Source organism: Methanobacterium spitsbergense, from assembly GCF_019931065.1.
Taxonomy (GTDB): domain Archaea; phylum Methanobacteriota; class Methanobacteria; order Methanobacteriales; family Methanobacteriaceae; genus Methanobacterium_B; species Methanobacterium_B spitsbergense.
In genome coordinates, this window is record NZ_JAIOUQ010000014.1 from 1 (window position 1) to 25,723 (window position 25,723).

Genomic DNA, 25,723 nt, shown 5'->3' on the forward strand with positions numbered 1-25,723 from the left:
CTAAAAAAAATCCAAAAATTCCAAAAATATAAAAAAATTTATGAGACTACCTCTAATTAAAAAAAAAATGGAAATTCAATATGAAAAATAATTTTAAGATTGCTGTATGTCAGATGAATGTTGTGGATGATAAGGAGCTAAATCTGGATAAAGCAACTAAAATGATCTGTGAAGCTTCTAATAATGGGGCAGAAATGGTTGTATTACCTGAAATGTTTAACTGTCCCTATGATACCAACAAATTTCTAGCCTATGCTGAATCAATGGATAGTAGTATATCATTAAAATCAGTTTCTAATGCTGCAGCAGATAATGGTGTTTATTTAGTGGCGGGTTCTATACCTGAATTACTCGATGGAAAACTGTACAACTCAAGTTTCATCTTTGATATGAAGGGTAAAGTTATTAATATACACCGGAAAATGCATCTCTTTGATATAAACGTTCCAAATGAGATAACATTTAAAGAATCTGAAGTAATAACAGCGGGAAATAATATAACAGTTTTAGAAACGGATTTAGCCAAAATTGGAGTGGCAATATGTTACGATATGAGGTTTCCTGAACTTTTCAGATTGATGACTATAAAAGGAGCAGAATTAGTTGTTGTACCTGGAGCATTTAACAAGACAACAGGACCAGCCCACTGGGAAACTACAATACGTGCTAGGGCAATAGACAACCAGACATATATGGCTGTTGCGTCACCATCCCAAAATATTGGCATGGCATACATAGCATATGGTCATTCAATGGTGGTGGATCCATGGGGAAATATCATTGCACAAGCAGATGAAGATGAAGAGATAATTTACGCAACCATAGATAAAGATTATATCTACAAAGTACGTAAAGAACTGCCACTTTTAAAAAATAGGCGTACTGACATTTATGATTTAATTGAAATTATTAAAAATAAATAAAAATAAATAAATCTTTTTAGATGTCCTAATTTGATATGAATGACACATCGATCAAATTTCAAAAATATTATTTCATGATATTAATATCAAAAATTCATTAAATTTGATTGAAGTTTTTTCTTCTTTTGAGTATCATCAAGCCAGATTTTTAACTCTTTCCATACCTCGTTACATTTATCTGTACTTTTTTTACATATAGCATTCCTAATGGCCAGATCTACTTCTTTGCGTTCTTCTTTAGTTTCAGGTTCAATATCTAAGTCTGAAAGAAAATCTTTCATGTGCCTGATGTAACAGCTCATTTAAACATCTCCTGGTTATGATCATAAAAACAATTAATAAAAAAGAGATAAAAATTTTGAAGTGGATAATTTTTAACCTATTTTCTTAAGTGCCTTGGTAGCAACTTTTTTAAATTCTTTATCTCCTTTTGCAGCTCTTCTGGCTTTTTTAACAGGGTCTATTGCTTTTTCATCACCTATGTCTCCCAATGCTTTGGCAATTGAACATCTAACGCCCCAATCATCATCTTGCAGTGCATCTATAAGGGGTTCTACAGCTTTCTTACTGCCCATTTCACCTAAAGACTTTGCAGATGTTTTCCTGACACTCCAGTCTTCATCCTTCAAAGCCACTATCAAGTGTTCAACTACATTATCATCACCCATATTTTTAAGGGCAAATGTGGCATACCTTTTTGTATTACCTTCCTCACCTTTTAATGCTTTTACAAGGGGTTCAACTGCAGGTTTTCCTAATTCCGACAGTGATTTTGATGCTTGAAATCTTACATCAGGATTTTCATCATTAAGAGCCAGGATTAAAGGTTCAACAGCAGATCCCTGGCCGGAGGTTCCTAGTTCTAATGCTGCATCTGTTCTTACCTTGGGATCTGAGTCTAATAATTTTTCAATTAAAGTTTCAATTTCAGCTGATTGTTTAGTTTCATCCATTTATAACACCATAATCACAATTAATTAAATTTAACTCCAAGTTAATATTCAAATGAAGTCTATTTTCATATTTTAATTTTTCAATATCTTGAATGTTTACTTTGTTAGTATAATTTCACACTAAATAACTATAAAAATATATCTTAAAAATAAATTTTAGAAATATTTATCATTTTATGATAGCGGAAATAATAAAAATTGACTCCAAATATTTGAATATTCTTAAAAAAAAGATTATATGAGCGCATAAAAAGTAAGTAGTTTGGTGTTATTTTATTTTAATTGGTGCATCAATAAGCACTGTTCCCCAATTAACGGCTGAACCTACTTCTGGTGTTGTGAGCAAACCGTTTTTTTCAATCTGTCCCAGATTGGCCTGATTTGCAGCAATTAAATTCAAAGATATAAATGTGTTATCTTTTGTTTTTTCTGATTTAGGAAAAGGAAATGCATTATAGCCTTCAGCTTCTAATAAATTACTTATATGTTCTGTAATGTTGTTCAATTTCCGATCTGTAAAGTTATAAACTTTTTTATTATCATTCATCAATCCATCTTTGGTTAAAGGTAGAGTAATCCCTATTGAGATGGCTCTTGGATATTCATCAAACAGTGCACTGTATTGTTCTATAATCGAATTTTGTACGTGAGATAAATCAGCAATGCCAAAGAAATAGTCTTCACATTCCTTTTCAATAATCAGCAATGCCAAAGAAATAGTCTTCACATTCCTTTTCAATAATCATCCTTGCTTTATATTCAAATTCCATATATTTACCTCCTATTTTTCATTTTTTTAATTTTTACAAACATTTTTTTTAAAATGATAACTAGTGGAATTAAATCCACTATTTATCTAAAATATTTTATTTTTTCAATAAAACACTATTTACCTAGTCATTGACTTTCTGAAGAGCGGTACTGCAATTGCCATTGTAACAATACCAAATGCAACAAGTATTAAGATCTGGTAGAATACATCCCCAATACCTGCATTTAAGAGCATAATTTTACGCATTGCATCAGCAGCATATGTCAATGGTATGAACTGTGAGATTGTCTGCATGAACCATGGCATCTGTTGGATCGGGTAGAAAACACCTCCCAAAAACATCATTGGGAACATTAAAAGGTTCACAAGCATGGTGCTTGATGCCTGATCTTCAGACATTGAAACTGCTACAATTCCAATTCCCACAAAACTGAATATTCCCAGTATAAGCATGACAAATGCTAGCATAATACTTCCCTGGATTGTAACTCCAAAGAATAGCATGGCCAGCACTAATATCAGAATACACTGAGCAAATCCTCTTACACATAATGCAGTTGTTTTGCCTAGAATAATGGAAACCTGATTTATTGGTGCAGACAACATTCCATCAAAAGTTCCCATTTCCTTCTCTTTTGAGATGGCCTCTGGAATTCCAGTCATAACCGTCATCATAACGATCATGATCATCAGTCCAGGTGCCAAGAAGTTGAAGTAATTTGTTTGACCCGGTATTGTGGTTTTAACATTTGGTGTGTATGGGAACACAACTGCCTGTGCATTTACAGTTTGGTTTGTTGATTTGCCCATTTCCATAACATTATTTTCTGCTTGCATACCATTCAATCCAGTTATTGTACTTGTTGCAACACTTTGGATCTGTGTGGCAACCTGTGGATTGCTGTTATCAACATATACAATTACATTGGCAGATTGTCCATGTGTCATATTATATGAAAAGCCTGGCGGTATAATGAATGTCCCATAGAGCTTTCCTCTATTGATCTGTGTTTTGGCGTCGTCAACAGTAGAGAAATTTTCAAAGCTCATATAACTGGCGTTTTTATTCAGAGTATTAAGCTGTGTTGTAAATGCTGTTGCACTTGGTCCTTGATCAAGGTTGACAATCCCAACTGGCATGTTTTGTTGTGTGTTACCACTTGGGAAAATGAAACCAAACATAACAAGGAAAGCTATGGGCATTATAACTAAAGCTGCGAGTGACATGCGATTTCTTTTAAGCGCAAGAAGGTCCTTGGCCATTATATGATAGCTATCTTTTAATATTTTTATTATATCCATAGTACTCATCTCACTCTAGCCTTGGGTGCATGTCCATGCTGAACAGGGGCTGGTTTTTCAGTTGCCTGATCACGCATTTCCTTACCTGTTACAGTCAGGAATACATCTTCAAGTGTTGATTCGTTACTGTTAACAATTGAGAAAATATCTCCGCCTTCTAATCTGATCTTGTCAATAATCTGATTAAGAGCATCTTTACCCGTAGCACTGATTTTAATATGGTGATCATCCTGCTGTGCAATAGCAGTTACAATTTTCAATGTTTTTAACTGTTCAATCAGTTTAGAGGATAGATTCATTATCTTCATTGTGAATATGGTTATGTCACTGTTAACCAACATATTTTTCAGGTTCTCAGGAGTGTCTAAAGCTGCTATTTTGCCATGGTCAATAATTGCTACACGATCGCTCAGAGCTTCAGCCTCTGTCATTGCATGTGTTGTGAGTATCACTGTTACTCCGTTGTTGTTGATGTTTCTGATAATTTCCCGAATAGAAAATGTTGTCTGAGGGTCAAGTCCGAGAGTTGGTTCATCCATGAAAAGTATTTTAGGCTCGGGTAAGAGTGCTCTGATCACATTTATACGCTGTTTCATACCTGTTGAAAACTTGTTGATCTGTGTGTTTTTCCATTCTTGCATATCAACAAGTTCGAGTAATTCATCAATACGTAATTCAATTTTTTCTTTCGGCATATCGTAAAGTTTTCCGAAGAATCTAAGGTTTTCAGCCGCAGTAAGTGTGTCGTACATTATCATCTTCTCTGCAACTAGTCCAATTTCCTTACGGACTTTCGCTGAATCTTCAACAAGATCATAACCTGAAACAAGTGCAGACCCTGATGTTGGTTGAGCAAGGGTACAAAGCATCCTTATTGTAGTGCTTTTACCTGCACCATTTGGGCCTAAAAAACCGAAGATCTCTCCCTCTTCAACATGAAGGGATAAATTATCCACGGCTGTGAAATCACCAAACTTTTTAGTCAGATTATTTAATTTAATAGCGTGTTCAGTCATATATTCCTCCAATTAATCGTCATTTAATGATTCTTTTAAATTTTTGAGTCTTACACTTAAATCATTTAACATTTCTTCGTATGAACTTAATTTATCCTTTTTTATATCCTCTAAATAAGATATGAAGCTGTCAATTTCTGCTATTGCATGTTCAACTGCATATGCACTACGATCCATTTGTTTTCCATGAAGTTGATAGTGTCCAAATACTTTACGGGCAATTTCCTGCCCTTTACCTGTTAATTCATATTTGCTGTCTTCCCTCTTTATGATCAAATTTTCATCAACCATTTTTTTAAGCATAGGATAGATTGAGCCGGGTGAAGGACGTTGAGTGTGGTGTTTCATTTTATGTAGTATGCGTCTATCGATCTCATTATTTTCTTTCATATGGCGCATTTTGATAGCATTATGGTGCTCTTCAATGGAGTCCATTATTTCAACCCCATTTTTGGGCCCTTCATCTAGAACATGAATTATCCAGATTCTTAAACCACCAAGTCTTTGCATTTCTTCTATTCTTTCATGAAATTTTTCATGAAGATTTTTAAATGAGTTCCACAATTGTATCCATTCCTCCATATCGATTTATCGAAATAATATCTGTTAGTAGATATTGAATAAGGGACAATAACTCCCCTATATTAAATATTAAAGTTCTAATCATAAATCAATATCAAATATTCGATATCGATTATTCGATATTATAACGATTCTTATATAAATACTTTTTGGAAATCGTTGAAACCATAGGAAAAAAAATATAAGGACTAATTTATGTACACTTAATATCAGGTACAAAACTCTTAAATTGAAATAATGACCATATTTAACTAATAATTGATTTGAATATCAGTTTTTATACGTGATTTTCATATTTTTGATCAGCTTTATATATACGGCGATACTCTTTAGTAACAAAAGAAATATTCAAATTAATACCTTGTATTTTCATTGATTACTCCTTATTTTCATATACAAAAGAAATAGTGAAATAGAAAATCAAGAAAATTTATAATTCAATTAAATTATCTTAAACGAATTGTTACTTAGTTTAATATTTAGACGATAAAATGGAAGAAAAATTAATTTATAACGCTGAAATTGCTGATCTCGGACTTTTCATAGAAAATACTTTGATCATATCCGACCTTCATATTGGATATGAACAATCACTTAACCGGGAGGGGATTATGGTTCCAAGATTTCAGTATAAAATGATCCTAGAAAGGTTACATGAAATACTCAAAAGGTACAACGTGACAAGGGTTGTTGTAAACGGAGATCTTAAACATGAATTTGGAAGAATAACCAGGCAAGAATGGATGGAAGCCAAAAACTTCATAGAATTTCTAAAGGAGAATTTTGATGAAGTCATTCTTATAAAGGGTAATCATGATAACTTCACCAAATTCATTGCTGAAAAATCAGATCTAGCAGTATACGAAACATATTCACTCGGTAATTACATTATAATGCATGGGGACAAGATTACCGATGATATAATGGCCAAAGATAATTCAACCATAATAATAGGTCATGAACATCCATGTATAGGTATTAGAAACGGTGAAAGACTCGAGAAAATTAAATGTTTCCTTAAGGGAACTTACAAAGAGAAAAATATCATTGTAATGCCTTCATTCAATTTCGTAACAGAAGGATCAGACATACTTCATGAAAAACCGTTATCCCCCTTTCTAAAGAATAGATCAATCGAAGAATTTGAAGTATATGGTGTAGAAAACTTTGAAGTGTTATATTTTGGAAAAATTAAGGATATTCTGGCGGTTAAAAATAAATTTTACTAAAAATAATAATCAAATCAGAAATTATATAAAAAAATTTACTTACATTTTAATTTAGGGAAATATATGATAGAAAAACAGGAAAAAGCCTATAAAGACGGAGAAATATATAAGATACTCCATCCGTGGGTCAAAAAATGGTTTAAAGAAAAATTTGAAACTTTTTCTGAAGCACAACGTTACGCTATAATGGATATTCATATTGGTGAAAATGTGCTGGTTTCCTCTCCAACTGGTTCTGGAAAAACTTTAACAGCATTTCTATCAATAATCAGCGAATTAACACATCTAGCAGAACAAGATGAACTCGAAGATAGAGTGTACTGTCTTTACATATCCCCATTAAAGGCTCTTGACAATGATATTGAAAAGAACCTGGAAGAACCATTGAAAGAGATAGAGGCAATAGCAGGAAAAAAATTGGGAATAAGAAAAGCTGTCAGAACAGGAGATACAAGCCAGTATCAACGTTCTAAAATGCTTAAAACTCCTCCACACATTCTCATAACCACGCCAGAAACACTTTCAATACTTTTATGTGCACCTAAATTCCGTGACAAACTCAAGGATATTAAATACTTGATTGTTGATGAAATTCATTCACTTGCTGACAACAAACGTGGTGTTCACATGAGTCTCACACTTGAACGCTTGCAGAGTCTTACAGGAGGATTCACAAGGATAGGTCTGAGTGCTACAGTACATCCTCTGGAAAAGATAGCCAGTTTCCTTGTGGGATATGAAAATGGTCTTGTTAGAAATTGTAAAGTAGTTGATGTCAATTATCTAAAACAGCTCGACATGAAAGTATTATGCCCTGTAGAAGATATTGTGATGTCTGATCCTGAAGATGTTAATACAGCACTCTACAACCTCTTGCATGATCTTGTAAATGAACATAAAACCACACTTATCTTCACTAATACACGGAGCGGAACAGAGAGTGTTGTTTTTAATCTTAAAAAGAACTTTCCAGATTTTTACAGCCATGAAAACATAATGGCTCACCATTCATCCCTATCAAAGGAGCTTAGATTAGAAGCGGAGAATAAATTAAAGGATGGAGAATTAAAGGTTGTTGTATCATCAACATCACTGGAACTTGGTATAGACATAGGGTACATTGATCTGGTAGTTCTTGTAAGTTCACCTAAATCTGTTTCAAGAGCTCTTCAACGTATTGGTAGAAGCGGTCATAAACTTCATGATAAGTCCAAGGGAAGAATTATTGTTGTTGAGAGAGATGATCTTGTTGAATGTTCACTCATTCTCAAAAATGCTATTGAAGGTAAAATTGATGAGATACATATACCTCAAAATTGTCTCGATGTTTTATCCCAGCAGATATATGGAATGGCTATTGAAGGAAAATGGGACATAGATAATGCATACAATATTATTAGGGGAAGCTACAACTACAGAAACCTTACCCAAAACGATTTTATAAGTGTTTTAAGTTATCTGGCCGGTGATTATACTAGTTTAGAGGACAGATATGTTTATGCAAAGATATGGGTTGACTACAAGGAGAAACAGTTTGGGAAACGTGGAAAACTTGCAAGGATGTTGTATTCAACTAATATAGGCACAATCCCTGACAGATCTGCAGCCAGAGTCAAGTGCAATGGAGAAGTTATCGGCCGTATAGAAGAGGACTTCATGGAAAAACTCAGGAAAGGTGATACATTTGTGCTCGGGGGAAAAATATACAGATTCAACTATGCTAGGGGAATGACAGTTAATGTAACTCCTTCATCAGGGCCACCAACAATTCCTTCTTGGTTCTCGGAGCAGCTGCCACTTTCATTTGACTTGGCAATGTCTATCCAGAACTTCAGGGCTATAATGGATGTGAAATTTAAAAGCAAGAAGGATAAGGATGAAATAATCAAGTTTATCCATGAATTTCTATACGTAGATTACAATGCCGCCAATTCAATTTACAGCTATTTCAGGGAACAATACATGTTTGCACAGATACCAAGTGCCAGAAATTTACTCATAGAATTTTACAAGGGATATGGGGGAAGAAAATTTGTTATTTTCCATGCATTATTTGGTAGAAGAGTAAACGATGCACTTTCGAGGGCTGTAGCATATTTAATAGCAGAAAAATATAAACGCGATGTAATGATATCTGTTTCAGATAATGGTTTTTATTTGAGCTCTGATGGTAAGGTAGGTGGATTAGATGTGTTTAATGAACTCAAACCTGAAAATATCGAGGAAATTTTAATAAAAGCAATTGATAAAACCGAAACATTGGCAGCAAGATTCCGTCACTGTGCTGGAAGATCGCTAATGATACTTAGAAGGTATAAAGGAAATGAAAAGAGTGTTTCAAGACAACAGATAAAGGGTAAGATACTTCTTAAGTTTGTTAAAGATCTTGACGATAACTTTTCAATACTTAAAGAAGCTAGGCGTGAAGTAATTGAGGATTATATGGATGTGAAAAATGCAAAAAAAGTACTTAAGATGATCCAAGATGGCCGGATGAACATAACCAAAATTGATACCAAAATACCCTCACCATTTGCATTTAACCTGGTTGCACAGAGCTATCTGGATGTGTTAAAATATGAGGAACGTATAGAATTTATAAGAAGGATGCATCAGGCCATAATAAAAGAAATTGGGGAGGATGTATAGGGATAATATTTAACCTAAATTATGGTTTAACATATTTGAGGTACTTCATATATTTTTCGATTAAAAAATTATCCTATCATAGTTTTAGGTAAACCCTCTTCCATACAGTTGTCCAATATTTTTTTAACTTTAGCCCTGTTTGTTGGTGTTAAAAGCTTTAAAATGCTTTTAATTTTGAGAATTGAAGATGCATATGGTTTTCTAACCAAACTCAACATCTCATCTGTAACTGGTAGACCAGCTAAATAAAGCATATTCCGTGCTACATCATCATAATACACAGATTCTGCAAAACCTCGCCCTATGAGTTTTCCATCGAGATTCTTGATGTAAACACCTCCCCCAGAATACTGGGCATCGCTTGCATTAAAACCAGATTGACCACCATCTACTACGGGGGTCATCTGGAAGTTTCTAATATCTCTGGGAAGAATTTCATTGAAGGTAAAATTCCCTCTGTTTGGGTACCATGTATGTGTTATCCAGTACTTTTCAGGATCAGATGATTTTTCACTTTTAACCCATTTATCGATCTTTAATGTTCCAGAGATATCATCTGAATTTCCAGTTTTATCTACATATTTTCCTGTGACCACTACTTCCATAACCCCTGGTGATTCTGGTCCTGTTTGTTGAAAAAATTCAATATCTGCATCAGTATGTGGTGCAGCTAATGTAATTTCTTTATCTCCATCAAATTGTCCCATAAACCAGTCCCAACCCATTGTATGTGTTTCTGTTCATTGTACTTGCAGCTCTGATAATTTCGCAACGGGAATTTCCTAGGGGTTCAAGCGAGTTTCCACACTGATGATCAAACCAGAATTTTCCCTCTGTAATCTTTATTGTTTCACCACCCAATTTTAAGGTACTATTTTTCCCATCAAGGGCCAAATTAGTTGCAGAGTAGTAAAGAGTTCCAACTTCACAGCAACATGGAAGGCAGCCATTATTTCCCTGTAGCATAAAATCCTTGGTGGAATCAAGCTTAATATCCCGGAATTTTATCCGCATCAAATTTACTCATCCACAGAACCCGTGCAATATTGTCTTTGGTTGTATCATTTAGTTCATTTAATCGATCATTATCCATTATTCTTCACTCCAAATTATTTTTAAGCCCCAATTTAATTTATTACAATAGAAATTTCCATTAAAAAAACGGATATCAATTTAAAATTAGATTTATCCCCATATACCAATAATTTTTTTTTATTGAAAATATTTACAAAGTACAATAAATTATTATTTTAAATGGATTTTTGCATTAAAAATTTAGTTGTATAAAATTTTCTATTTGGCTTGAATAGCAAATAATAAGTCTATTCTTATTACATATCGATATGGTAAAAACATGTATGATCTTGAAACCCTGTTAATAACAGAAGATGTTATAGAGGCCAGTAAAATAACAAGATGGCTTGATTTATGGGATTATAATGTAACAACAACAAGATTTTCAAATAACCAATTTTTCAGTGATGATTTATTAAATAATGACTTAATTTTAGTTGATATAACTATTGAGGATGAAAATATTGGAAGGGAAGTCCTTGAAATTATTAAACAAAATATTAAAGTTCCTGTTATTTTTTTTACCTCCCCTACAGATGAAAAATTATTGAATTTACCTAAAAGTTTTTCATGTATTAGAAAACCGGTTAATGCAAAAGAACTGAAATTAACAATGGAAATGGAGTTATACAAAAGCAAAATGGAAAGGGCACTTCATCAAAGCGAGAAGAAATACAAGCTCCTAGTCGAAAATGCAGATGATCCTATAGCAATTATAAGTAAAGATGGTGAATTTGTTTTAGTTAACCCCAGTGCAGCACGATACTTTGGGGGAGTTCCTGAAGATTTGAAAGGTAAAAAAATGTGGGATATTTTCCCAAAACAATATGCTGATTCCCAGATGAAATCAATAGAAAATGTAATTGAGTCGGGTAAGGGTATTTTAACTAATGAAAAAACCAAAATAAATAGCAGTGATAAATGGTTTAGTTCAAAAATACAGCCAATAAAAGATCCTGATGGTTCAATATCGAGTATTCAAATTATTGCACATGATATTACCCTTCAAAAGAAAATTGAAAAAGATCTTATTGACAGGGAAAACTTTTTTTCTGGAACACTAAATGATATGCAAACATTTGTAGCTGTTTTAAAACCAACAGGAGAAGTTATTTTTGTAAATAATACTCCATTGGAAATTATTGGAAAAAAATTTAGTGATGTTGAGGGGCTATTGTTTTATGAAACACCTTGGTGGGATTATTCTGAAGAAGTTAAAGCATCAATAAAACGAGACATTGAACTTTGTGCTATGGGAAAGACAATTAGACATGAAATCCAAGTGAACTCCTTAAACGGGATGATCTGGATAGATTACAGCATGCACCCTATTTATGATTCAAATGGGAAAGTTAAATATTTGGTTCCAGAAGGAAGGGATATAAGTAATATTAAAAAAGCTAAAAAAGCTCTTAGTGCAGAAAAAAACAGATTTATGAGTCTTACCGAAAATGCACCATTTGGTATGGTGTTAATAGATGAAAATGGTGTTTACAAATATGTAAATCCTAAATTCGTAGAATTGTTTGGCTATGATCTAAATGAGATTCCTAATGGTAAAGAATGGTTTAAACGAGCATTTCCTGATGTTGAAAAGAGGAGAGATGCAATTTTAACATGGAAAAATGATTTTAAAGACGCTGCACCCGGAGAAAAACGGCCAAGGACCTATGAAGTTTATTGTAAAAATGGAGAAAAGAAAATAGTGGACTTTGTACCAGTTTTGCTTGAAAACAATGAATATTTAATGACTGTTGACGATATAACCGAAAGACAAATTGCAGAAAACGCACTCCAACAGAGCGAAGAAAGATTCAGAACCGTTGCTAGTTCTGCAGTTGATGCCATAATAATTACAGATCTAGAAGGTAGAATTGTATTCTGCAATGACAGTCTCCAGAGAATATTCGGATACCATGAACATGATATTATAGGAGAATCTGTGGACATGCTTATTCCCGGCCGTTACAAAGAAGAGTTCGTAAGAAGACAGGAAAAATTCAAGTTAACAGGTAAACATATGCTATCTGGAAAATTATTCGAGTCTTACGGTCACAGAAAGGATGGAAGTGAATTTCCAATTGAGATATCTATAACAGCATGGGATGTTGATGGTGAAAGGTTTACAACATCCATAATCAGGGATATAACAGAGCGCAAACTAGTTGAATATGAACTCAAAGGCAGTGAAGAAAAGTTCAGACAGATGACAGAAAATATGGAAGAGGTTTTCTGGATAATAGATCCAAAAATGAGTCAACTACTTTATATAAGCCCGGCCTATCAGAAGGTTTGGGGATGCAGCAGGGAAAGCCTTTTCGATAATCCAAGATCATGGATCGAATCAATACATCCCGAGGATAGAAAAGAGGTAGTAGATACCATATTCAGAACATCACATGAAGTAAGAAGAGAGAAAAAAAATGGGATAGAATACAGGATAAGACGGCCAGATGGCAGTATTCGGTGGATATGGGGAAAGGCTTTTACACTCAGAAAAGATGACCCTAAAATTCAGCGTATTGCAGGTGTGGCAGTTGATATAACACAACGAAAAAATGCAGAAGAGAAGTATAGAAACCTTTTTGATAACATTAGTGTTGGTGTTTACAGATGCACAGTAGGGCCACATAGTAAGTTTGTAGATGCAAATCCCGCACTTCTTGACATGTTCGGATATAAAAAAACAGAGATCCTTGCAATTAAAGCTTCTTATCTTTTCCAGGACAGTGAAGACAAAATTAAATTCGATTATAAAATAATGAAATTTGGACACGTTAAAAACGAAGAACTTAAATTTAAGAAGCACGATGGCACACCATTCACCGCATCAGTATCTGCTTTTGTTATTAGAGATGACTTTGGAAATATAAAGTACTATGATGGAGTTATCCAAGACATAACCAAAATCAAAGAAATGGAGAAAACAATTAAGATCTCAGATCCAATTGCACTTTTCAACAAATCCGAATAAAAAAAAAACCATGTGTTCGGTTAAATATAATTTAAATGTTTTTTAAGATTAATATTCTAGCTAATTCATTTAATTAAGTCTTTAAATTTTTGATAATTTTATATTTTTCCATTTCAAATTAAAAATTTTACATTAACATTATAAACAAAGGATTCCATATTGAGAATTGTAATTAAATTAAGAATTAAAAAGAGGTATTCTATGGGCTGCGTTACTATCTGTATATCAGACGAACTTGAAATTGCATTTAGACGACTTGTTAGATTAAAATATGGGGAAAAACAGGGTAAAATATCTCGAGGTGCCACGGAAGCAATATTTGACTGGTGTCAAAGAGAGAGAATTAAACTTCTGGACGAAGACCAGTTATTTGAGGATGAAAGGTGATAATATGGTAAATGATAACTATAAAGATCCATCCGACCAAGGTCTTGATCTTGAGGGAATATCCAAAGAAGTGGATAAATTTCTTGAAGAGAAGGAAAAATACATAAAAGAATCAATAATTGGAACCAGAACAATTGAAGAACTAGAAGATTTTACTTTAGATGTTGGTATTAAAAAAACCTATTTGTGTACAAAAAATAGTAAAAAAGCATATCCTGTACTTGCCAAGGTGGTTGAACTCTTTATACAGGTTTACGGGGCAACTGTTACAATGTACCCTAAAGGTGAGAGGGTTATTCTTAACGATAACCTTTTGACATAATTTCATGAATATTTCTATTTTTTAGATTGATAGTTTTTAGACAAGAGGTTTTCATCTTAACGATAACATTTTTTTTTGAATAGAAAAAAAACCTATCTATCCTATATTCTTGGTTCTGGCATGAAATAATATTCATTTCTCATTTTAATCAGTTGCTTTATCATTTTAGAATTGAGTTCCAATATTTCATTGTAAAGTTCATCATATTTCTGGCTTGAAGGATCGTCTTTAATTAACATAATCTCATTGAATTTGATATCAAATTCTTTTTTTAGTTCAATTAACATTTTTTTGCCCCATTTAATTTAAAACTTCAATTGTATTAGAAAGTTATATAATTCATGTACATTGATTCAATTATAGCTCAAATTTAATACTAATTCATGTATATTAAATAAAGCTGTGGAATAATTGATGTATTCTTAAAATTATTATAGGTTTTGGACTTAAATGTCCATAATTCGATGATTTTCTTACTCTTTTGTTGGAGATCTATTATTATTTTAATACTTGTTGATGTTTATATTCATTCTATAATAAGGACAACTAAACGTTGTACCCATAGGAGTCTTTTTGGTTAATCTATATCTAAAAAAGGGAGTATTTTTACTATAATGACATAATAATTATATTATTAGTATTATTAAATATTAGAAATAAAATTGTCTAAATATACAATTTATATTTATTTTTAGATAATCACGTTTTGAAAGAATTTATTACTTTTCTAAAAATATATAATGATTTAAAATTTTTTGATTTATATTTTTATTCCGGATTTGATAAACCATATTTTATATTAAAAATTCATTGATTTAAAATTTTTTTCAATCTCTAAAAATTCATTAGGAGTATGATTTTGATTAAAAAGAGATAAGAACATACATTCGTCATTTAATAAGAAAAGTAGTTTATCATTTAAAATTTTATTATGGATTACGTGCTTATGAACGTTTATCCAACTATAACTCATTGCATATACATATGTTAATGGAATAAATCTTTTATTAGAAGTATAATAAATCCAATAAGATTTATAATTTATAATATCATCTAATTTCTCATTTAATAATTTTAAAAAACTAGATTCGTCTTTTTTTAAAAGGAGTATAAAATAATAAATAATAATATTATTAAATTCAGTACCTATGAAATCATTCGGAATAAGCATACTTTTCCATAAATTCTCAAGAAAATTTTCCCACTTTATAAATACTTTTTCAGCCAAAAAACTTGCTAATGGTTCATTAAACTTAATTAAAGAACTTAATATGATGTCCCAAAAAATATTATTAGGTTGATTATTTCTTTTTTTATGATCATTCATACTTTTCAACATTGATTTATTTAATTTAGCTTCATAATCAAGTCCTAAATTAAAATTTGGATATATTTCAATTAGATCAATACATATATCCCTTTGATCCAATAATTTTCCAATTAGTTCTTCATTATTTATATTAGCCAGTGCTCTTCCAATGATTTTCCCAAAAAGAACTTTATTTTCATAGTTTAAAAAAAGAATTATACCATTAATAAAAAAAATTTCATCAATAGAATAAAGTTTCTCAAACATAGTTGAAACTAGTAGAATTTCACTTTCCCCAAAATTTTTTTTATTAGTGTATTTGATTATTTGTCTTAAATATTCAATTATTATCCATTTATCCTCTAAACGGATTATAGCCTCTATAATCTCATTGTTTACTTTGTTCTCTATCATACAAATGTATTTGATCAATATAAAATGTTTTTTAATTGATTTTAAAAAATATATATAATTATCAGGTTCTAAAAGTAATATTCTAACTAAAAATGAAATGAAAACATTTTCAGGAAAATTGCCTTTATTTTTATCAATATACTCCTCATAAACTAACTTAAGATCCTCATTTTTGATACCTTTAATATAGTTTTCATGTGAAATTTTTACAATATGAGGAAAATCTTCCGGTAGCTCATAAGTTTCTTTTAAATTACATAAAAATTCAAATATAAGTTTTTTAATATTTGAAAATGTATTATATTCAGTTATAATGCTCAGACATTCTGTTTTAACTTGTAAATGATAAAATATTATTGCAACAGGATAAATGAATTTTAAGTCCTCATTAAATGCTGTTTTTTTGAGATATATTTCACATATTTTCAATATATTTAAAATTAAATCAATATCATTCTTTTTAAACTCATCAGAACCAGTTTCATACTCAGAGTTTATTTCTTCTATTTTATTAGTTATCGTTATTGGTAATATTTCCGGTAGGTGATTTATTAAATCGATAATATCATAATTTTCTAAAATTTGATCAATTTTATCAAGATCAATAATTAAATTATCTTCAGATAATTTTTTTAATTCATCTAACAATTCTTTATTGATATTAGTTAGCATTATTCTTCCAGATATTTCCATAAAACTGAATTTTCTAATTTATTCCATAGTTCATTGAAAGCATCTAATACATTTTGGGCATTTTCTACTTTCATTAAAATACTATGATTTTTACCTATAGAATTTACAGATGTACCTAGAGACCAAACTCTTGGAGTTTCTCTAGGGAATATTAAAAAACGGTCATGAAATTTCCAACCATAATTTCCAGTTTGGTATCTTATTTCTAAGTTTATGTCATTATTATTAGAACAAGATTTTAATAATTTTATTTGTTTGTTTTTCCATCCTTCAAGATCATTAATTTGATCATCTACTTTTTCTCTAGTTTCTTTTGAATAAGATGTAATAACTTTCATTTCACATTTTGAATATGGACAATGATAGATAGTGTTTAATAAATCATCACTACGAGCATAAGGATCCCAAAGATAAACGCCTTTATTACAGTTATCTTTAATAATTTTCCTTAAATCATTAATAGCTTCATTATTTTGATTTATTCCGTTAATTCCATAGTGTAAAAATTCCTTTCTTTCTATTAATTTCTTCTTAGATTCCATATATTCTCTATCTAATATCTGATGAGCATAACTATATTTATACCCTATTAATTTGTTCTCAAAACTCTTTAATTTAATTTCATAAGTTTTATCATCAATAGAGATAGTTCTTGGTTCATCCAACAAATTAATATTTTTTGTTACATCTACTTCTCTAACATAAAATCCTTTAGAATAATACAAAATAAAATCATTTTCATTATCTTTAATAAATTCAGTTGTTTCTCCATCTAAATTTCCAATATTAATTATTTCATTTTTAGATATACCAGAAATACAGACATTTCCTACTATATTTCCATCTAATGATGTATATGCAAAATAATTTAAGGATTTTTCTCTTAAAAGTGGATGATAACCAATTTTTACCTTTAATTTATCCCTATTCTCTGATGGTTTTGTTTTTACAGAGATTAAAGTTATTGGAAATTGAAATATTATATTACAAGCTCTTTCATTTGAGAAAAAAAGGTCTATTGGAAAATATTTTGAAATTATATTACAAGCTTTTTTGTATTCATCTTTACTTAATAATTTTAACAATTTTTTTTCTTCAGAAAAAAATTCAATAATATAAGATCCATTTTCACCATTATTTTTGAGTATTTCATTAAGTGGAATACTATTCATTATAGAAACGCTTTTAAAAGAAGGAATGAATTGTTTAGGTATTATATTAAATTTTTCTATATACAGAGGTCCTTCTTTCAGAATAAGAGAAGTATAATCATTTTCAACCTTTAAATTAAATAAATTATTAAATATTGATTTAGCTTCGTCAATATGTATTCTTTTTTGAGAAATACCTAATGATATCTCTTTATTAATGCGTTGTAGATTGTAAGTTATATTAAATCTTTTTGAAGTTGTTTTATTCTCTTCAAAAACTACTAAAGTAAATAAATTTATTGGTTTATTGTCATTTATAAGATATATATTCGATATTTCCGCTGTATTGTAAAATGCTATATTGCCTTTTTTAATTAAATGTTCAAAATCTGTTTTAATAGAATTATCGTTAGTTTTTGAATTTAATTCCATAATAACACATTAAAAAATAGTATGTAATTATAAATAAACTTAATGATTCTTCGTTATAACTTCTTCGTTAATATCCCTAACGAAGTAGCATATTTAGATATATTAACTTATAACTTTACTTCAAAAATATTATGTAATATATGTTTTCAGAATAATAAAAATAATTAAATCATAGAACATTATCACTATATATCTTGTTATTTTCCGTACTCCCAATCAAAAATAGCTAATCATTAAATTCTTTTTCTTTAAAATATTTGAAGATTCTTTCACGATCTTCAATATCCTTTTTATTATGATGATAAATCTCAATGAAAACTATACCCAATTCATCTTCTAAAAATGCAAAAATAAGTCTAAATCCACTTCTTGAACCTTTATTAAGACATTTACAGTGAAAATGAGTTGCTTTGTATATTGGGACTTTAATAGTATGCCCTAATCTTGAAATTCGATGAGTTCCCGGTGGAGTATTTGGAAGTAATCCCTTTAATACCTCTTCAAATCTAACTAAATCGTCTTCTAATGTTCTATATTTCTTTTTAAACTTTTTTAATTCCTTTTCAAACTCTTCTACTTTTCTAAAAGTAAGAGAATCATTATTTGACTTCATATTCCCTTACTGAAAATTTTTTATGCCTATAAAAAACAAAATCATAGTCTATGATCTTTTTATTTCCAGTTACAATATACGGAACATCTTCATGTGAATAATTGCTTATCTCTCCAGCTTGCATGTCCGAGCAACGATTTATAACCTCTTTTATTACCCCTATCTCTTTTTCACTAAGTAAACTCAAAGAGGGCGTCTCCAGAGAATCGTATTTAAATTGTGTATAATAAGGATAAACTTCTTCGAATTCTTTGATTTTACCTTCATTAATAAGTTCATTTTTATTGGATTGAAAATGAACAGGTGCAGGTCCATTTTCTATTTTACGGTAAGATTCTCCGGTCATTTTATTTTCATTTATCTCATAAAAATCAAAATCCGAAAAATATAACAGTTTATACAAAACAGTTCTTCCAAAATTTTGCTTATGTCCACATTCGTTTATTATAAAATGTAAAACAGCTTTAAACTTTTCTTTGTTGAACTCTTCCATAATACCCCATTTTCCAGTTTCATAATTCAATTAAATAAAAAGGTAACATGTTAAATTATTACTTCTAATATATATATTTTTTGTTATTATATGATTTTAAATAAAATCTAATAATTTTTAGAATCAGATATATTATCCTATTTTTAGAAAACATTTAATTAATTCCTGTAGAATAAATGATCTATAATGAAATTTACCTCAAATTATTATCAAAATGTGATCTTATGAAAAATAATCTTTTTAATCAGGATTCGATTAAAAAATACACTAATAATTTTATATTAACTGAACAGAAACAAAAGAGACTTAAAAGATATATTGAAAGGGTACAGAATAATGAATTTAAAGGGGAAACAAAAGGATATCCTGCATTTCTTAAGTTTCTTGAGGATATACTAGATTATGAAGAAGATAAACATATTAGTTTTGATGATAACGTTGATATAGGTTCTGATAGGGTTGAATTTGCTTTAAAAGATAACGATGGAAAATTCATGGTTATTGAACTTAAAGGGCAAAATGCAGATCTGGATAAACCACAAAATAGAGCTAATGATAAAAGAACACCTGTTGAACAGGCTTTTGGTTATGCTCAACATTCAAGTAAAAAATCAGGGTTAGTACAATGGATCCTTGTATCAAATTATAAAGAATTTAGATTGTATAATTATGAAAAAAGGCTTGGCGAATATATTTCTTTTAATGTTGAAGATCTTTTAAATGAAGATGAATTTAAATATTTTATGTTTGCATTTTCTAAAGAATCTCATGTTGATTTAAAAGCAATTAACGATGTAGTAAATGAGAATTATATTGAAAAAACTCAACTAGCTAACAACTTCTATAATCTGTTTAATGAAACTCGATTAATGATATTTAAAGAGCTTCATGAACTACATAGAATGGATAAGAATGATGCAATTTCCAATGCTCAAACAATATTAGATAGATTTATTTTTATTAGCTTTTCTTCCAGTAGAAATCTTTTACCTCCAGATATTGCACGTAATATATTGTTAGATAGGATTAAAAGTGAGAATATAAGGGATCATGAAATATGGAGAGATTTAAATTATTTATTTATAGATGTAAATGAGGGTAATAAAGACAGAAATATCTCTGAATATAATGGCGGTTTATTTAAAGAAGATTTAACGGATATTAAACTTAAAGATATTATAAATGATAAAAATTTCTTTAAAGATGTTTATCAAAAATGGAACTTCAAAGAGTTTGAAGACAGGCTAGGAAAAGAAATTAATAAATCTACATTACAACGAATTAATCCAATATACATCAATTTACTTATAATCTCATATTTTGACTTTTCAGAAGAAAACAAGGAAGATAATAAACATAAATTAGATATAGAAATATTAGGACATATCTTTGAAAATTCTATTGGTGATATTGAAGAGCTTAAAGAAGATTCCAAAGGAAGGCGTAAAAAGGAAGGAATTTTCTATACTCCAGATTATATAACTGATTATATATGTAAAAATACTATTATTCCTTATTTGGGTAGTTCAGGTAACGTGAATACTGTTGATGAGTTGTTAAAAGAGTTCTCTGCAGGGCGTGAGGTTGAGAAATTAGATGAAAAACTTAAAAATATTAAAATTATTGATCCTGCGTGTGGATCTGGAGCATTTCTAAATAAAGCAACTGACATTCTTCTAGATATTCATAAAGGAATATTTAAGATTAAAAAAGGTTATAAAACGTCCATACCAATGAGAGTAGGTAAAGGAAAGGGAAGAAAGACTGAAAACGTCCAACATATGGATATAGGCGTATATGTCTTTGATGCTCTTAGCAAAAGACGTGAAATTCTATTAGATAATATCTATGGTGTTGATTTGAACTCGGAATCTGTTGAAATTACTAAACTTTCTTTATTTTTAAAGGTCTGTGAAAAAGGTAAAAAACTTCCAAAGTTGGATAATAATATTAAATGTGGAAATTCACTTATCGATGATTCTGATTTTACAGATAAACCGTTTAAATGGGAAGAAGAATTCCCTGAGATATTTAATAATGGTGGTTTTGACATAGTCATTGGAAACCCCCCTTATGGAATTTTTATAGATGAATATGTAATGAACTATTATTCCACCCATTTTCCATTGACACAATACAAAATGAATCTATATATATTATTTATAGAACGAATGCTACAAATTTTTAATAATTCAATAGTTCATTTTATCATTCCTAAATCTTTACTATTCAATTCTTATCATGGAATGCTAAGAAAGGAACTTCTTCTAAAAACTGAGATTAATGAAATATTCACTATAACAGAGAAGGTCTTTGCTGATGCGGAAGTTGGAGGTAGTCTACTATTAAAATTTACTTTAAATGATACACCCAATCCTGAGAATAATATTAAATTAAGAACTGCAGAAAAAGTTCAAAATGTAAAAATGCAATCAGGTATAAAAGAAAATTATATACCTCAAGAATATTTTTTGTCTATTCCTAATTATGAAATATCTTTTTTATCATCTAGTTCACAAGTATTATTGACAAAATTATTAAAGCTTAAAACTATTCATGATTTTTATATATTGAAAAATGGTTTAAATCCCGGTAATATTAAGCACATCTTAATTTCAAACAAAAAAGAAACTTCATTTTTTAAACCAATAATATGGGGACGAGATATTACAAGATACGATATAAATTGGTCTGGACAATACGTGAATTATGATAAAAGAATAACAAGTACCATTTCTATAGCTGATTTACAATCTAAACCGGGTATGAAAAAGCAAAATAAAGTTGATTTGCGTTGGAGGACTCCAGATATATTTGAAAATGAAAAAATTGTTATTAGAAAAACTGGGGATTCGTTAATTTGTTGTTATGATGATAAAAATTTTTATTTTGATACTTTAGTGCATGGAATATATCTAAAAGATAAAAACTTTAGTCTAAAATTTTTAATGGCTATTTTAAATTCTTACCCTGCAACATACTTCTATCGATTATTACATGATATAAAAGGGAAAATTTTTGCAAAAATAAGTCTAAAAAACCTTGGAATGTTCCCCCTTCCTGAAATCGGTTTAGATGAACAGCAACCATTTATCGAAAGGGCAGATATTATGCTTCATCTTAATAGACAACTCCAGAATGAAATTAATGGTTTTAAGTATTGGATTCAAAAGGAATTCCATGTTGAAAAGCTATCTAAGAAACTTGAAAAATATTATGAATTATCAAAGGATGAATTCATAATTGAAATGAGGAAAAAGAAAGTTAACACTAAATCCCGGAAGAACAGGGAATACTTAGAGCGAGAATTCAGTGAAAGTATTAAAATTACAAATCCATTGCTCCAGGAGATAGAACTAACTAATAATGAGATTGACCAAATGGTATATAAACTCTATAGGTTGACTGATGATGAAATTAAAATAATTGAAGATAGCGTTTAAAAGGTTGAATTTTTAATATATGTATATTTCAGGGTGATAAATTGCTTAAAGAGTCTTTATTCAAAGAAAATCTAAATATTTCAATTGATTCTGAAAGTTTTCAAGACCTACTTTTAAATAAAAATAAAAATGCTGAAATTATTCTAGAACAATTAACATCCAGTGAGAACGTTAAATACTTCGAAATTATTAGATCTCCTTTGGAAACAGATTCTCCTGAGTTATTAAAAAAAATACCTTATTTCACAATTAAAGAAACTCAAGATAGTAAATTACGTTATGGAATGAATGATCTTTCAGCATTATATACTCATAATCCACTTAAGATTTCAGAACATCCCAATAATATATTGTCGTACAGTCAAATTAGATTTACAAGAAAAATATCATATGAAATCGGTAAAAGAATATTAAACAAATCTGATTTGAATGAAGCCGAGATAAATGCAATGAAGTTAATGATAATTCAACCTTATTTAAAGTCAAATGCGAAAATATTCATAACCGAAAACCCTCTGATTCTTAAATGTAAGGAAAAATTTTATCATATAATAGATTATCCTCCAATTATTGTTAATTTAGAGATAGCTAAAGAGATTATTGGATTATATATGAGATATAAAAATAATTATGATATTAATATCAATTCCGACAATATTAACATAAACTTTCCAATTAATAAACATGAATTTTATGAAAATTCCTTATTATTAAAGATTTCAAATTTGCCATTTAGATCAGATAACTTTGGAGATCTTACCAAACCATTAATCAACCGTTTTTTATATCTTTTAATGAGTTTAGATGAGATAGGGATTCAACATTATAATGGTACAGATAGAACTTCAATGTTCAACAGTTTATATCATTTTAATTATTTTTTATCACTAATAACAGGAATTTTTGATAATCTAGCCATTATTACAAAAAATAAATACGAAATATTTGCAGAAACGAATAATGACATCACATTAAATCCCAAAAATTCTAAAAAAATCATTTTGAAAGGCATTAAACAGAAGAATGAATCTCTTTACAAACATTTAGTATATTATTCAGAATTTATTGGGCTTATTCATGAATTAAGAAATACAATCATGCACAATGAAATGCTTGAAAATGGTGCATTTCATAAAAACCCTTATGTAGTTGCTAAAGGGGTAAAAATACCAAATAAAATATTTAAAAAACTTAAAATGTGTCCAAATGATTTGGATAAATCAAAAAAACATGAATTTTGGGGAGTTTTAACTGTAGATTCAAATAATAATGGCTATGTAGATTTATTTAAATTTACAAAATCATCTTGTATCGAACTTTTTAGATTTACAAATACTTATATGGAATTGATTGGGCAAAATAATTTTATTATGGTTTTAAAAAAAGAAAAATCATCTTATCCTGAATTTTTAGAATTATTTGAGAAAAATAAATTTGACTTAGTTCTCTAGATAAAATTATTTCGTAATATATATCTATAACGAAGTTCAATAAATATTTAAAAAACTTCAATAAATAATATAAAACTTTAAAACCACCTAAAACATACAAGTGACTATAGGTGAAATCATGCCAGAAAACAAAACTAGAGGCAGACCCAAAGCAAAAGAAAAGATGGAACAAATTACAATCAAGTTACCACCCAAGATGTTAGAAGGATTAAGAGAATTATCAGATGAGAGCTACAATCCTATGAGTTATCATATTCGCCAAGCTTTAGCAGAATATTTAAGAAAAAAATAAACATTAATCCTGTAAGTATAATTGAACTCCAAGATAACTCTCTTCTAATTGATCACATCTAAATTTAAATAACACTATATTATTACCTCAAAATATCTTGTTTAATATAATTGGAATTGATTAAATGATGGTTAATGAGGTTTTTAAGCTTATTTAAAAGATTAAGATTCCAACTGACAAAAAGTTAAAGGATTAAGATTATTAATATTATAACTTCTGCATATTTCTAGAATCTTAAATAGTAAATAATAAATTATAGTTTTTAATGATTTATGTTTAATGGGGTTTTTTAAAATGAATCAGTTTAAAAAGGTGACTGAAATTGTATTGTAAAGAGTGTGGGGCTGAAATAGAGAATGGAAAGTTCTGTAGTGAATGTGGTACAAGTATAAATTCTACTAAAAAAAAGGAAGGATCTGAAAAGAAAACGACTAAAAAATTAAAAGTATGGGAATCGGTTGCATTACTTATCTTACTTCCACTTGCGTTATATTGGATATTGGGAATTTTATTTGCAGTTGCTGGTCTTATAATCGCTGTAATTTATATTTTGTATAATGATCATCAATCAAAAGGTGGTTAAATGTATTGTAAAGAGTGTGGAGCTAAAATAGAAGATGGTAAGTTTTGTAGTGAATGTGGAGCTAATCTAAAACCAGTACCCCCAAAACAAAAAGAAAGACAACCTGTTAGTGTTCATACTGCAGATATTTTATTAACACTAATAATTCCAATATTAGGAATATTTATTGGGATTGATTATTTATTAAAGAATAAAGGGGAAGGAGAGAGGGGAATAGGTATTATTATTTTAAGTTTATTTTTAATTCTTATTTATGGAGCAATTCTAATTATGATTGGAATAAGGATATAACATAGTTTACAAGTTATCATTTTGTAGATAATGATAATACATGATAAATCTTTACACTTGCAATTTTGATAAAGGTGTATATAAAGGCATCGGTTTAAGTGTATATTTTGATTATATCAACAGTAACGATCAAGTAAACAAATACCTTATCAATAAACCCTTCATTTTATAGAGGTTGTATGTTTTACTAAAAAGTAGCTACTGGAACATACTCTAACCCCATAACACATATTTTAAAATAATCAAACAAGCTTCTAATCCTATTAGTTGGGTTCATTTAATTAGAGTTGTTCACGTGAATACTTATTAAAAAATTAGCTAAATTTCAGTAAATAAATGTTAAAAATCGAGTTTTCAAACCTAGAAGATTTTTGC

At 29.6% G+C, this 25,723-nt stretch carries 24 protein-coding genes; 11 read left to right on the plus strand and 13 right to left on the minus strand.

Going from position 1 to position 25,723, the window contains the following annotated elements:
• Positions 1-80 precede the first annotated feature (80 nt).
• The gene (locus K8N75_RS11310) at positions 81-923 is read left to right on the plus strand and encodes a carbon-nitrogen hydrolase family protein (protein WP_223792166.1); all 843 of its coding nucleotides are present in this window, start codon (positions 81-83) and stop codon (positions 921-923) included.
• Between the two features lie 86 nt (positions 924-1,009).
• On the opposite strand, the gene K8N75_RS11315 is transcribed toward K8N75_RS11310, so the two are convergent.
• From K8N75_RS11315 to K8N75_RS11340, 6 genes are all read right to left on the minus strand, one after another.
• Positions 1,010-1,225: a hypothetical protein gene (locus tag K8N75_RS11315; RefSeq protein ID WP_223792167.1), complete on the minus strand. Its 216-nt coding sequence runs from the start codon at positions 1,223-1,225 to the stop codon at positions 1,010-1,012.
• Positions 1,226-1,297: 72 nt separating this feature from the next.
• Complete coding sequence (locus K8N75_RS11320; protein ID WP_223792168.1) at positions 1,298-1,876, minus strand: HEAT repeat domain-containing protein; 579 nt, start codon at positions 1,874-1,876, stop codon at positions 1,298-1,300.
• Between the two features lie 268 nt (positions 1,877-2,144).
• Complete coding sequence (locus K8N75_RS11325) at positions 2,145-2,615, minus strand: 4Fe-4S ferredoxin (protein WP_223792169.1); 471 nt, start codon at positions 2,613-2,615, stop codon at positions 2,145-2,147.
• Between the two features lie 150 nt (positions 2,616-2,765).
• Positions 2,766-3,950, minus strand: coding sequence for an ABC transporter permease (locus K8N75_RS11330; protein WP_223792170.1), 1,185 nt, complete (start codon positions 3,948-3,950; stop codon positions 2,766-2,768).
• A 5-nt stretch (positions 3,951-3,955) separates the two neighbouring features.
• Positions 3,956-4,966 (minus strand): ABC transporter ATP-binding protein, encoded by a 1,011-nt coding sequence (locus K8N75_RS11335; RefSeq protein WP_223792171.1) that lies wholly within the window; start codon positions 4,964-4,966, stop codon positions 3,956-3,958.
• Between the two features lie 12 nt (positions 4,967-4,978).
• Complete coding sequence (locus K8N75_RS11340) at positions 4,979-5,530, minus strand: PadR family transcriptional regulator (RefSeq protein WP_223792172.1); 552 nt, start codon at positions 5,528-5,530, stop codon at positions 4,979-4,981.
• Positions 5,531-6,039: 509 nt separating this feature from the next.
• Here K8N75_RS11340 and K8N75_RS11345 point away from each other — a divergent pair.
• Together K8N75_RS11345 and K8N75_RS11350 are read left to right on the plus strand one after the other, a co-directional pair.
• A complete protein-coding gene (locus K8N75_RS11345; protein WP_223792173.1) occupies positions 6,040-6,777 on the plus strand; it encodes a metallophosphoesterase in 738 nt (245 codons plus the stop codon).
• 63 nt (positions 6,778-6,840) lie between these two features.
• A complete protein-coding gene (locus tag K8N75_RS11350; protein ID WP_223792174.1) occupies positions 6,841-9,426 on the plus strand; it encodes an ATP-dependent helicase in 2,586 nt (861 codons plus the stop codon).
• Between the two features lie 68 nt (positions 9,427-9,494).
• On the opposite strand, the gene K8N75_RS11355 is transcribed toward K8N75_RS11350, so the two are convergent.
• Together K8N75_RS11355 and K8N75_RS11360 are read right to left on the minus strand one after the other, a co-directional pair.
• Entirely contained in the window at positions 9,495-10,133 is a 639-nt protein-coding gene (locus K8N75_RS11355; protein ID WP_223792175.1) for a hypothetical protein, read from the minus strand.
• Positions 10,120-10,440: a lipocalin-like domain-containing protein gene (locus K8N75_RS11360; RefSeq protein WP_223792333.1), complete on the minus strand. Its 321-nt coding sequence runs from the start codon at positions 10,438-10,440 to the stop codon at positions 10,120-10,122. Before K8N75_RS11360 ends, K8N75_RS11355 begins: the two co-directional genes overlap by 14 nt.
• Before the next feature lie 340 nt (positions 10,441-10,780).
• On the opposite strand from K8N75_RS11360, the gene K8N75_RS11365 reads away from it, so the two are divergent.
• The 3 genes from K8N75_RS11365 (at position 10,781) to K8N75_RS11375 (ending at position 14,183) form a co-directional block, all read left to right on the plus strand.
• Positions 10,781-13,474 carry a PAS domain S-box protein gene (locus K8N75_RS11365; RefSeq protein ID WP_223792176.1) on the plus strand — a complete coding sequence of 898 codons (2,694 nt, stop codon included), beginning with the start codon at positions 10,781-10,783 and terminating at the stop codon, positions 13,472-13,474.
• 201 nt (positions 13,475-13,675) lie between these two features.
• Positions 13,676-13,861 (plus strand): hypothetical protein, encoded by a 186-nt coding sequence (locus tag K8N75_RS11370; protein WP_048190218.1) that lies wholly within the window; start codon positions 13,676-13,678, stop codon positions 13,859-13,861.
• A gap of 4 nt (positions 13,862-13,865) precedes the next feature.
• The gene (locus tag K8N75_RS11375) at positions 13,866-14,183 is read left to right on the plus strand and encodes a hypothetical protein (RefSeq protein ID WP_048190219.1); all 318 of its coding nucleotides are present in this window, start codon (positions 13,866-13,868) and stop codon (positions 14,181-14,183) included.
• A 101-nt stretch (positions 14,184-14,284) separates the two neighbouring features.
• Here the strand turns inward: K8N75_RS11375 and K8N75_RS11380 are convergent, their stop codons facing one another.
• The 5 genes from K8N75_RS11380 to K8N75_RS11400 all read right to left on the minus strand — a co-directional run bounded on the left by K8N75_RS11380 (position 14,285) and on the right by K8N75_RS11400 (position 19,288).
• Complete coding sequence (locus K8N75_RS11380) at positions 14,285-14,470, minus strand: hypothetical protein (RefSeq protein WP_223792177.1); 186 nt, start codon at positions 14,468-14,470, stop codon at positions 14,285-14,287.
• 512 nt (positions 14,471-14,982) lie between these two features.
• A complete protein-coding gene (locus K8N75_RS11385) occupies positions 14,983-16,599 on the minus strand; it encodes a hypothetical protein (protein ID WP_223792178.1) in 1,617 nt (538 codons plus the stop codon).
• A complete protein-coding gene (locus K8N75_RS11390) occupies positions 16,578-18,182 on the minus strand; it encodes a VPA1262 family N-terminal domain-containing protein (RefSeq protein WP_223792179.1) in 1,605 nt (534 codons plus the stop codon). Before K8N75_RS11390 ends, K8N75_RS11385 begins: the two co-directional genes overlap by 22 nt.
• Before the next feature lie 226 nt (positions 18,183-18,408).
• The gene (locus K8N75_RS11395; protein WP_223792180.1) at positions 18,409-18,795 is read right to left on the minus strand and encodes an HAD family hydrolase; all 387 of its coding nucleotides are present in this window, start codon (positions 18,793-18,795) and stop codon (positions 18,409-18,411) included.
• Positions 18,782-19,288 (minus strand): Panacea domain-containing protein, encoded by a 507-nt coding sequence (locus tag K8N75_RS11400; protein ID WP_223792181.1) that lies wholly within the window; start codon positions 19,286-19,288, stop codon positions 18,782-18,784. The genes K8N75_RS11395 and K8N75_RS11400 overlap by 14 nt, the downstream gene beginning before the upstream one ends.
• 224 nt (positions 19,289-19,512) lie before the next feature.
• Here K8N75_RS11400 and K8N75_RS11405 point away from each other — a divergent pair, with 224 nt between their 5' ends.
• The 5 genes from K8N75_RS11405 (at position 19,513) to K8N75_RS11425 (ending at position 25,348) form a co-directional block, all read left to right on the plus strand.
• Positions 19,513-22,731, plus strand: a complete 3,219-nt coding sequence (locus K8N75_RS11405) for an Eco57I restriction-modification methylase domain-containing protein (protein WP_223792182.1) — start codon at positions 19,513-19,515, stop codon at positions 22,729-22,731.
• A gap of 41 nt (positions 22,732-22,772) precedes the next feature.
• Entirely contained in the window at positions 22,773-24,182 is a 1,410-nt protein-coding gene (locus K8N75_RS11410; RefSeq protein ID WP_223792183.1) for a hypothetical protein, read from the plus strand.
• Between the two features lie 118 nt (positions 24,183-24,300).
• Entirely contained in the window at positions 24,301-24,474 is a 174-nt protein-coding gene (locus K8N75_RS11415) for a ribbon-helix-helix domain-containing protein (RefSeq protein ID WP_223792184.1), read from the plus strand.
• A 322-nt stretch (positions 24,475-24,796) separates the two neighbouring features.
• Positions 24,797-25,057, plus strand: coding sequence for a zinc ribbon domain-containing protein (locus K8N75_RS11420; protein ID WP_223792185.1), 261 nt, complete (start codon positions 24,797-24,799; stop codon positions 25,055-25,057).
• On the plus strand, positions 25,058-25,348 hold the full coding sequence (locus K8N75_RS11425) for a zinc ribbon domain-containing protein (RefSeq protein WP_223792186.1): 291 nt from the start codon (positions 25,058-25,060) through the stop codon (positions 25,346-25,348).
• Positions 25,349-25,723: the final 375 nt, after the last annotated feature.

Coding starts and splice junctions, on each gene's coding strand:
- K8N75_RS11390 (WP_223792179.1), bottom strand. CDS start 18,182: ATGGAATTAAATTCAAAAACTAACGATAATTCTATTAAAACAGATTTT.
- K8N75_RS11360 (WP_223792333.1), bottom strand. CDS start 10,440: ATGCGGATAAAATTCCGGGATATTAAGCTTGATTCCACCAAGGATTTT.
- K8N75_RS11345 (WP_223792173.1), top strand. CDS start 6,040: ATGGAAGAAAAATTAATTTATAACGCTGAAATTGCTGATCTCGGACTT.
- K8N75_RS11355 (WP_223792175.1), bottom strand. CDS start 10,133: ATGGGACAATTTGATGGAGATAAAGAAATTACATTAGCTGCACCACAT.
- K8N75_RS11350 (WP_223792174.1), top strand. CDS start 6,841: ATGATAGAAAAACAGGAAAAAGCCTATAAAGACGGAGAAATATATAAG.
- K8N75_RS11385 (WP_223792178.1), bottom strand. CDS start 16,599: ATGGAAATATCTGGAAGAATAATGCTAACTAATATCAATAAAGAATTG.
- K8N75_RS11310 (WP_223792166.1), top strand. CDS start 81: ATGAAAAATAATTTTAAGATTGCTGTATGTCAGATGAATGTTGTGGAT.
- K8N75_RS11320 (WP_223792168.1), bottom strand. CDS start 1,876: ATGGATGAAACTAAACAATCAGCTGAAATTGAAACTTTAATTGAAAAA.
- K8N75_RS11365 (WP_223792176.1), top strand. CDS start 10,781: ATGTATGATCTTGAAACCCTGTTAATAACAGAAGATGTTATAGAGGCC.
- K8N75_RS11330 (WP_223792170.1), bottom strand. CDS start 3,950: ATGGATATAATAAAAATATTAAAAGATAGCTATCATATAATGGCCAAG.
- K8N75_RS11315 (WP_223792167.1), bottom strand. CDS start 1,225: ATGAGCTGTTACATCAGGCACATGAAAGATTTTCTTTCAGACTTAGAT.
- K8N75_RS11400 (WP_223792181.1), bottom strand. CDS start 19,288: ATGGAAGAGTTCAACAAAGAAAAGTTTAAAGCTGTTTTACATTTTATA.
- K8N75_RS11335 (WP_223792171.1), bottom strand. CDS start 4,966: ATGACTGAACACGCTATTAAATTAAATAATCTGACTAAAAAGTTTGGT.
- K8N75_RS11425 (WP_223792186.1), top strand. CDS start 25,058: ATGTATTGTAAAGAGTGTGGAGCTAAAATAGAAGATGGTAAGTTTTGT.
- K8N75_RS11415 (WP_223792184.1), top strand. CDS start 24,301: ATGCCAGAAAACAAAACTAGAGGCAGACCCAAAGCAAAAGAAAAGATG.
- K8N75_RS11370 (WP_048190218.1), top strand. CDS start 13,676: ATGGGCTGCGTTACTATCTGTATATCAGACGAACTTGAAATTGCATTT.
- K8N75_RS11375 (WP_048190219.1), top strand. CDS start 13,866: ATGGTAAATGATAACTATAAAGATCCATCCGACCAAGGTCTTGATCTT.
- K8N75_RS11395 (WP_223792180.1), bottom strand. CDS start 18,795: ATGAAGTCAAATAATGATTCTCTTACTTTTAGAAAAGTAGAAGAGTTT.
- K8N75_RS11405 (WP_223792182.1), top strand. CDS start 19,513: ATGAAAAATAATCTTTTTAATCAGGATTCGATTAAAAAATACACTAAT.
- K8N75_RS11380 (WP_223792177.1), bottom strand. CDS start 14,470: ATGTTAATTGAACTAAAAAAAGAATTTGATATCAAATTCAATGAGATT.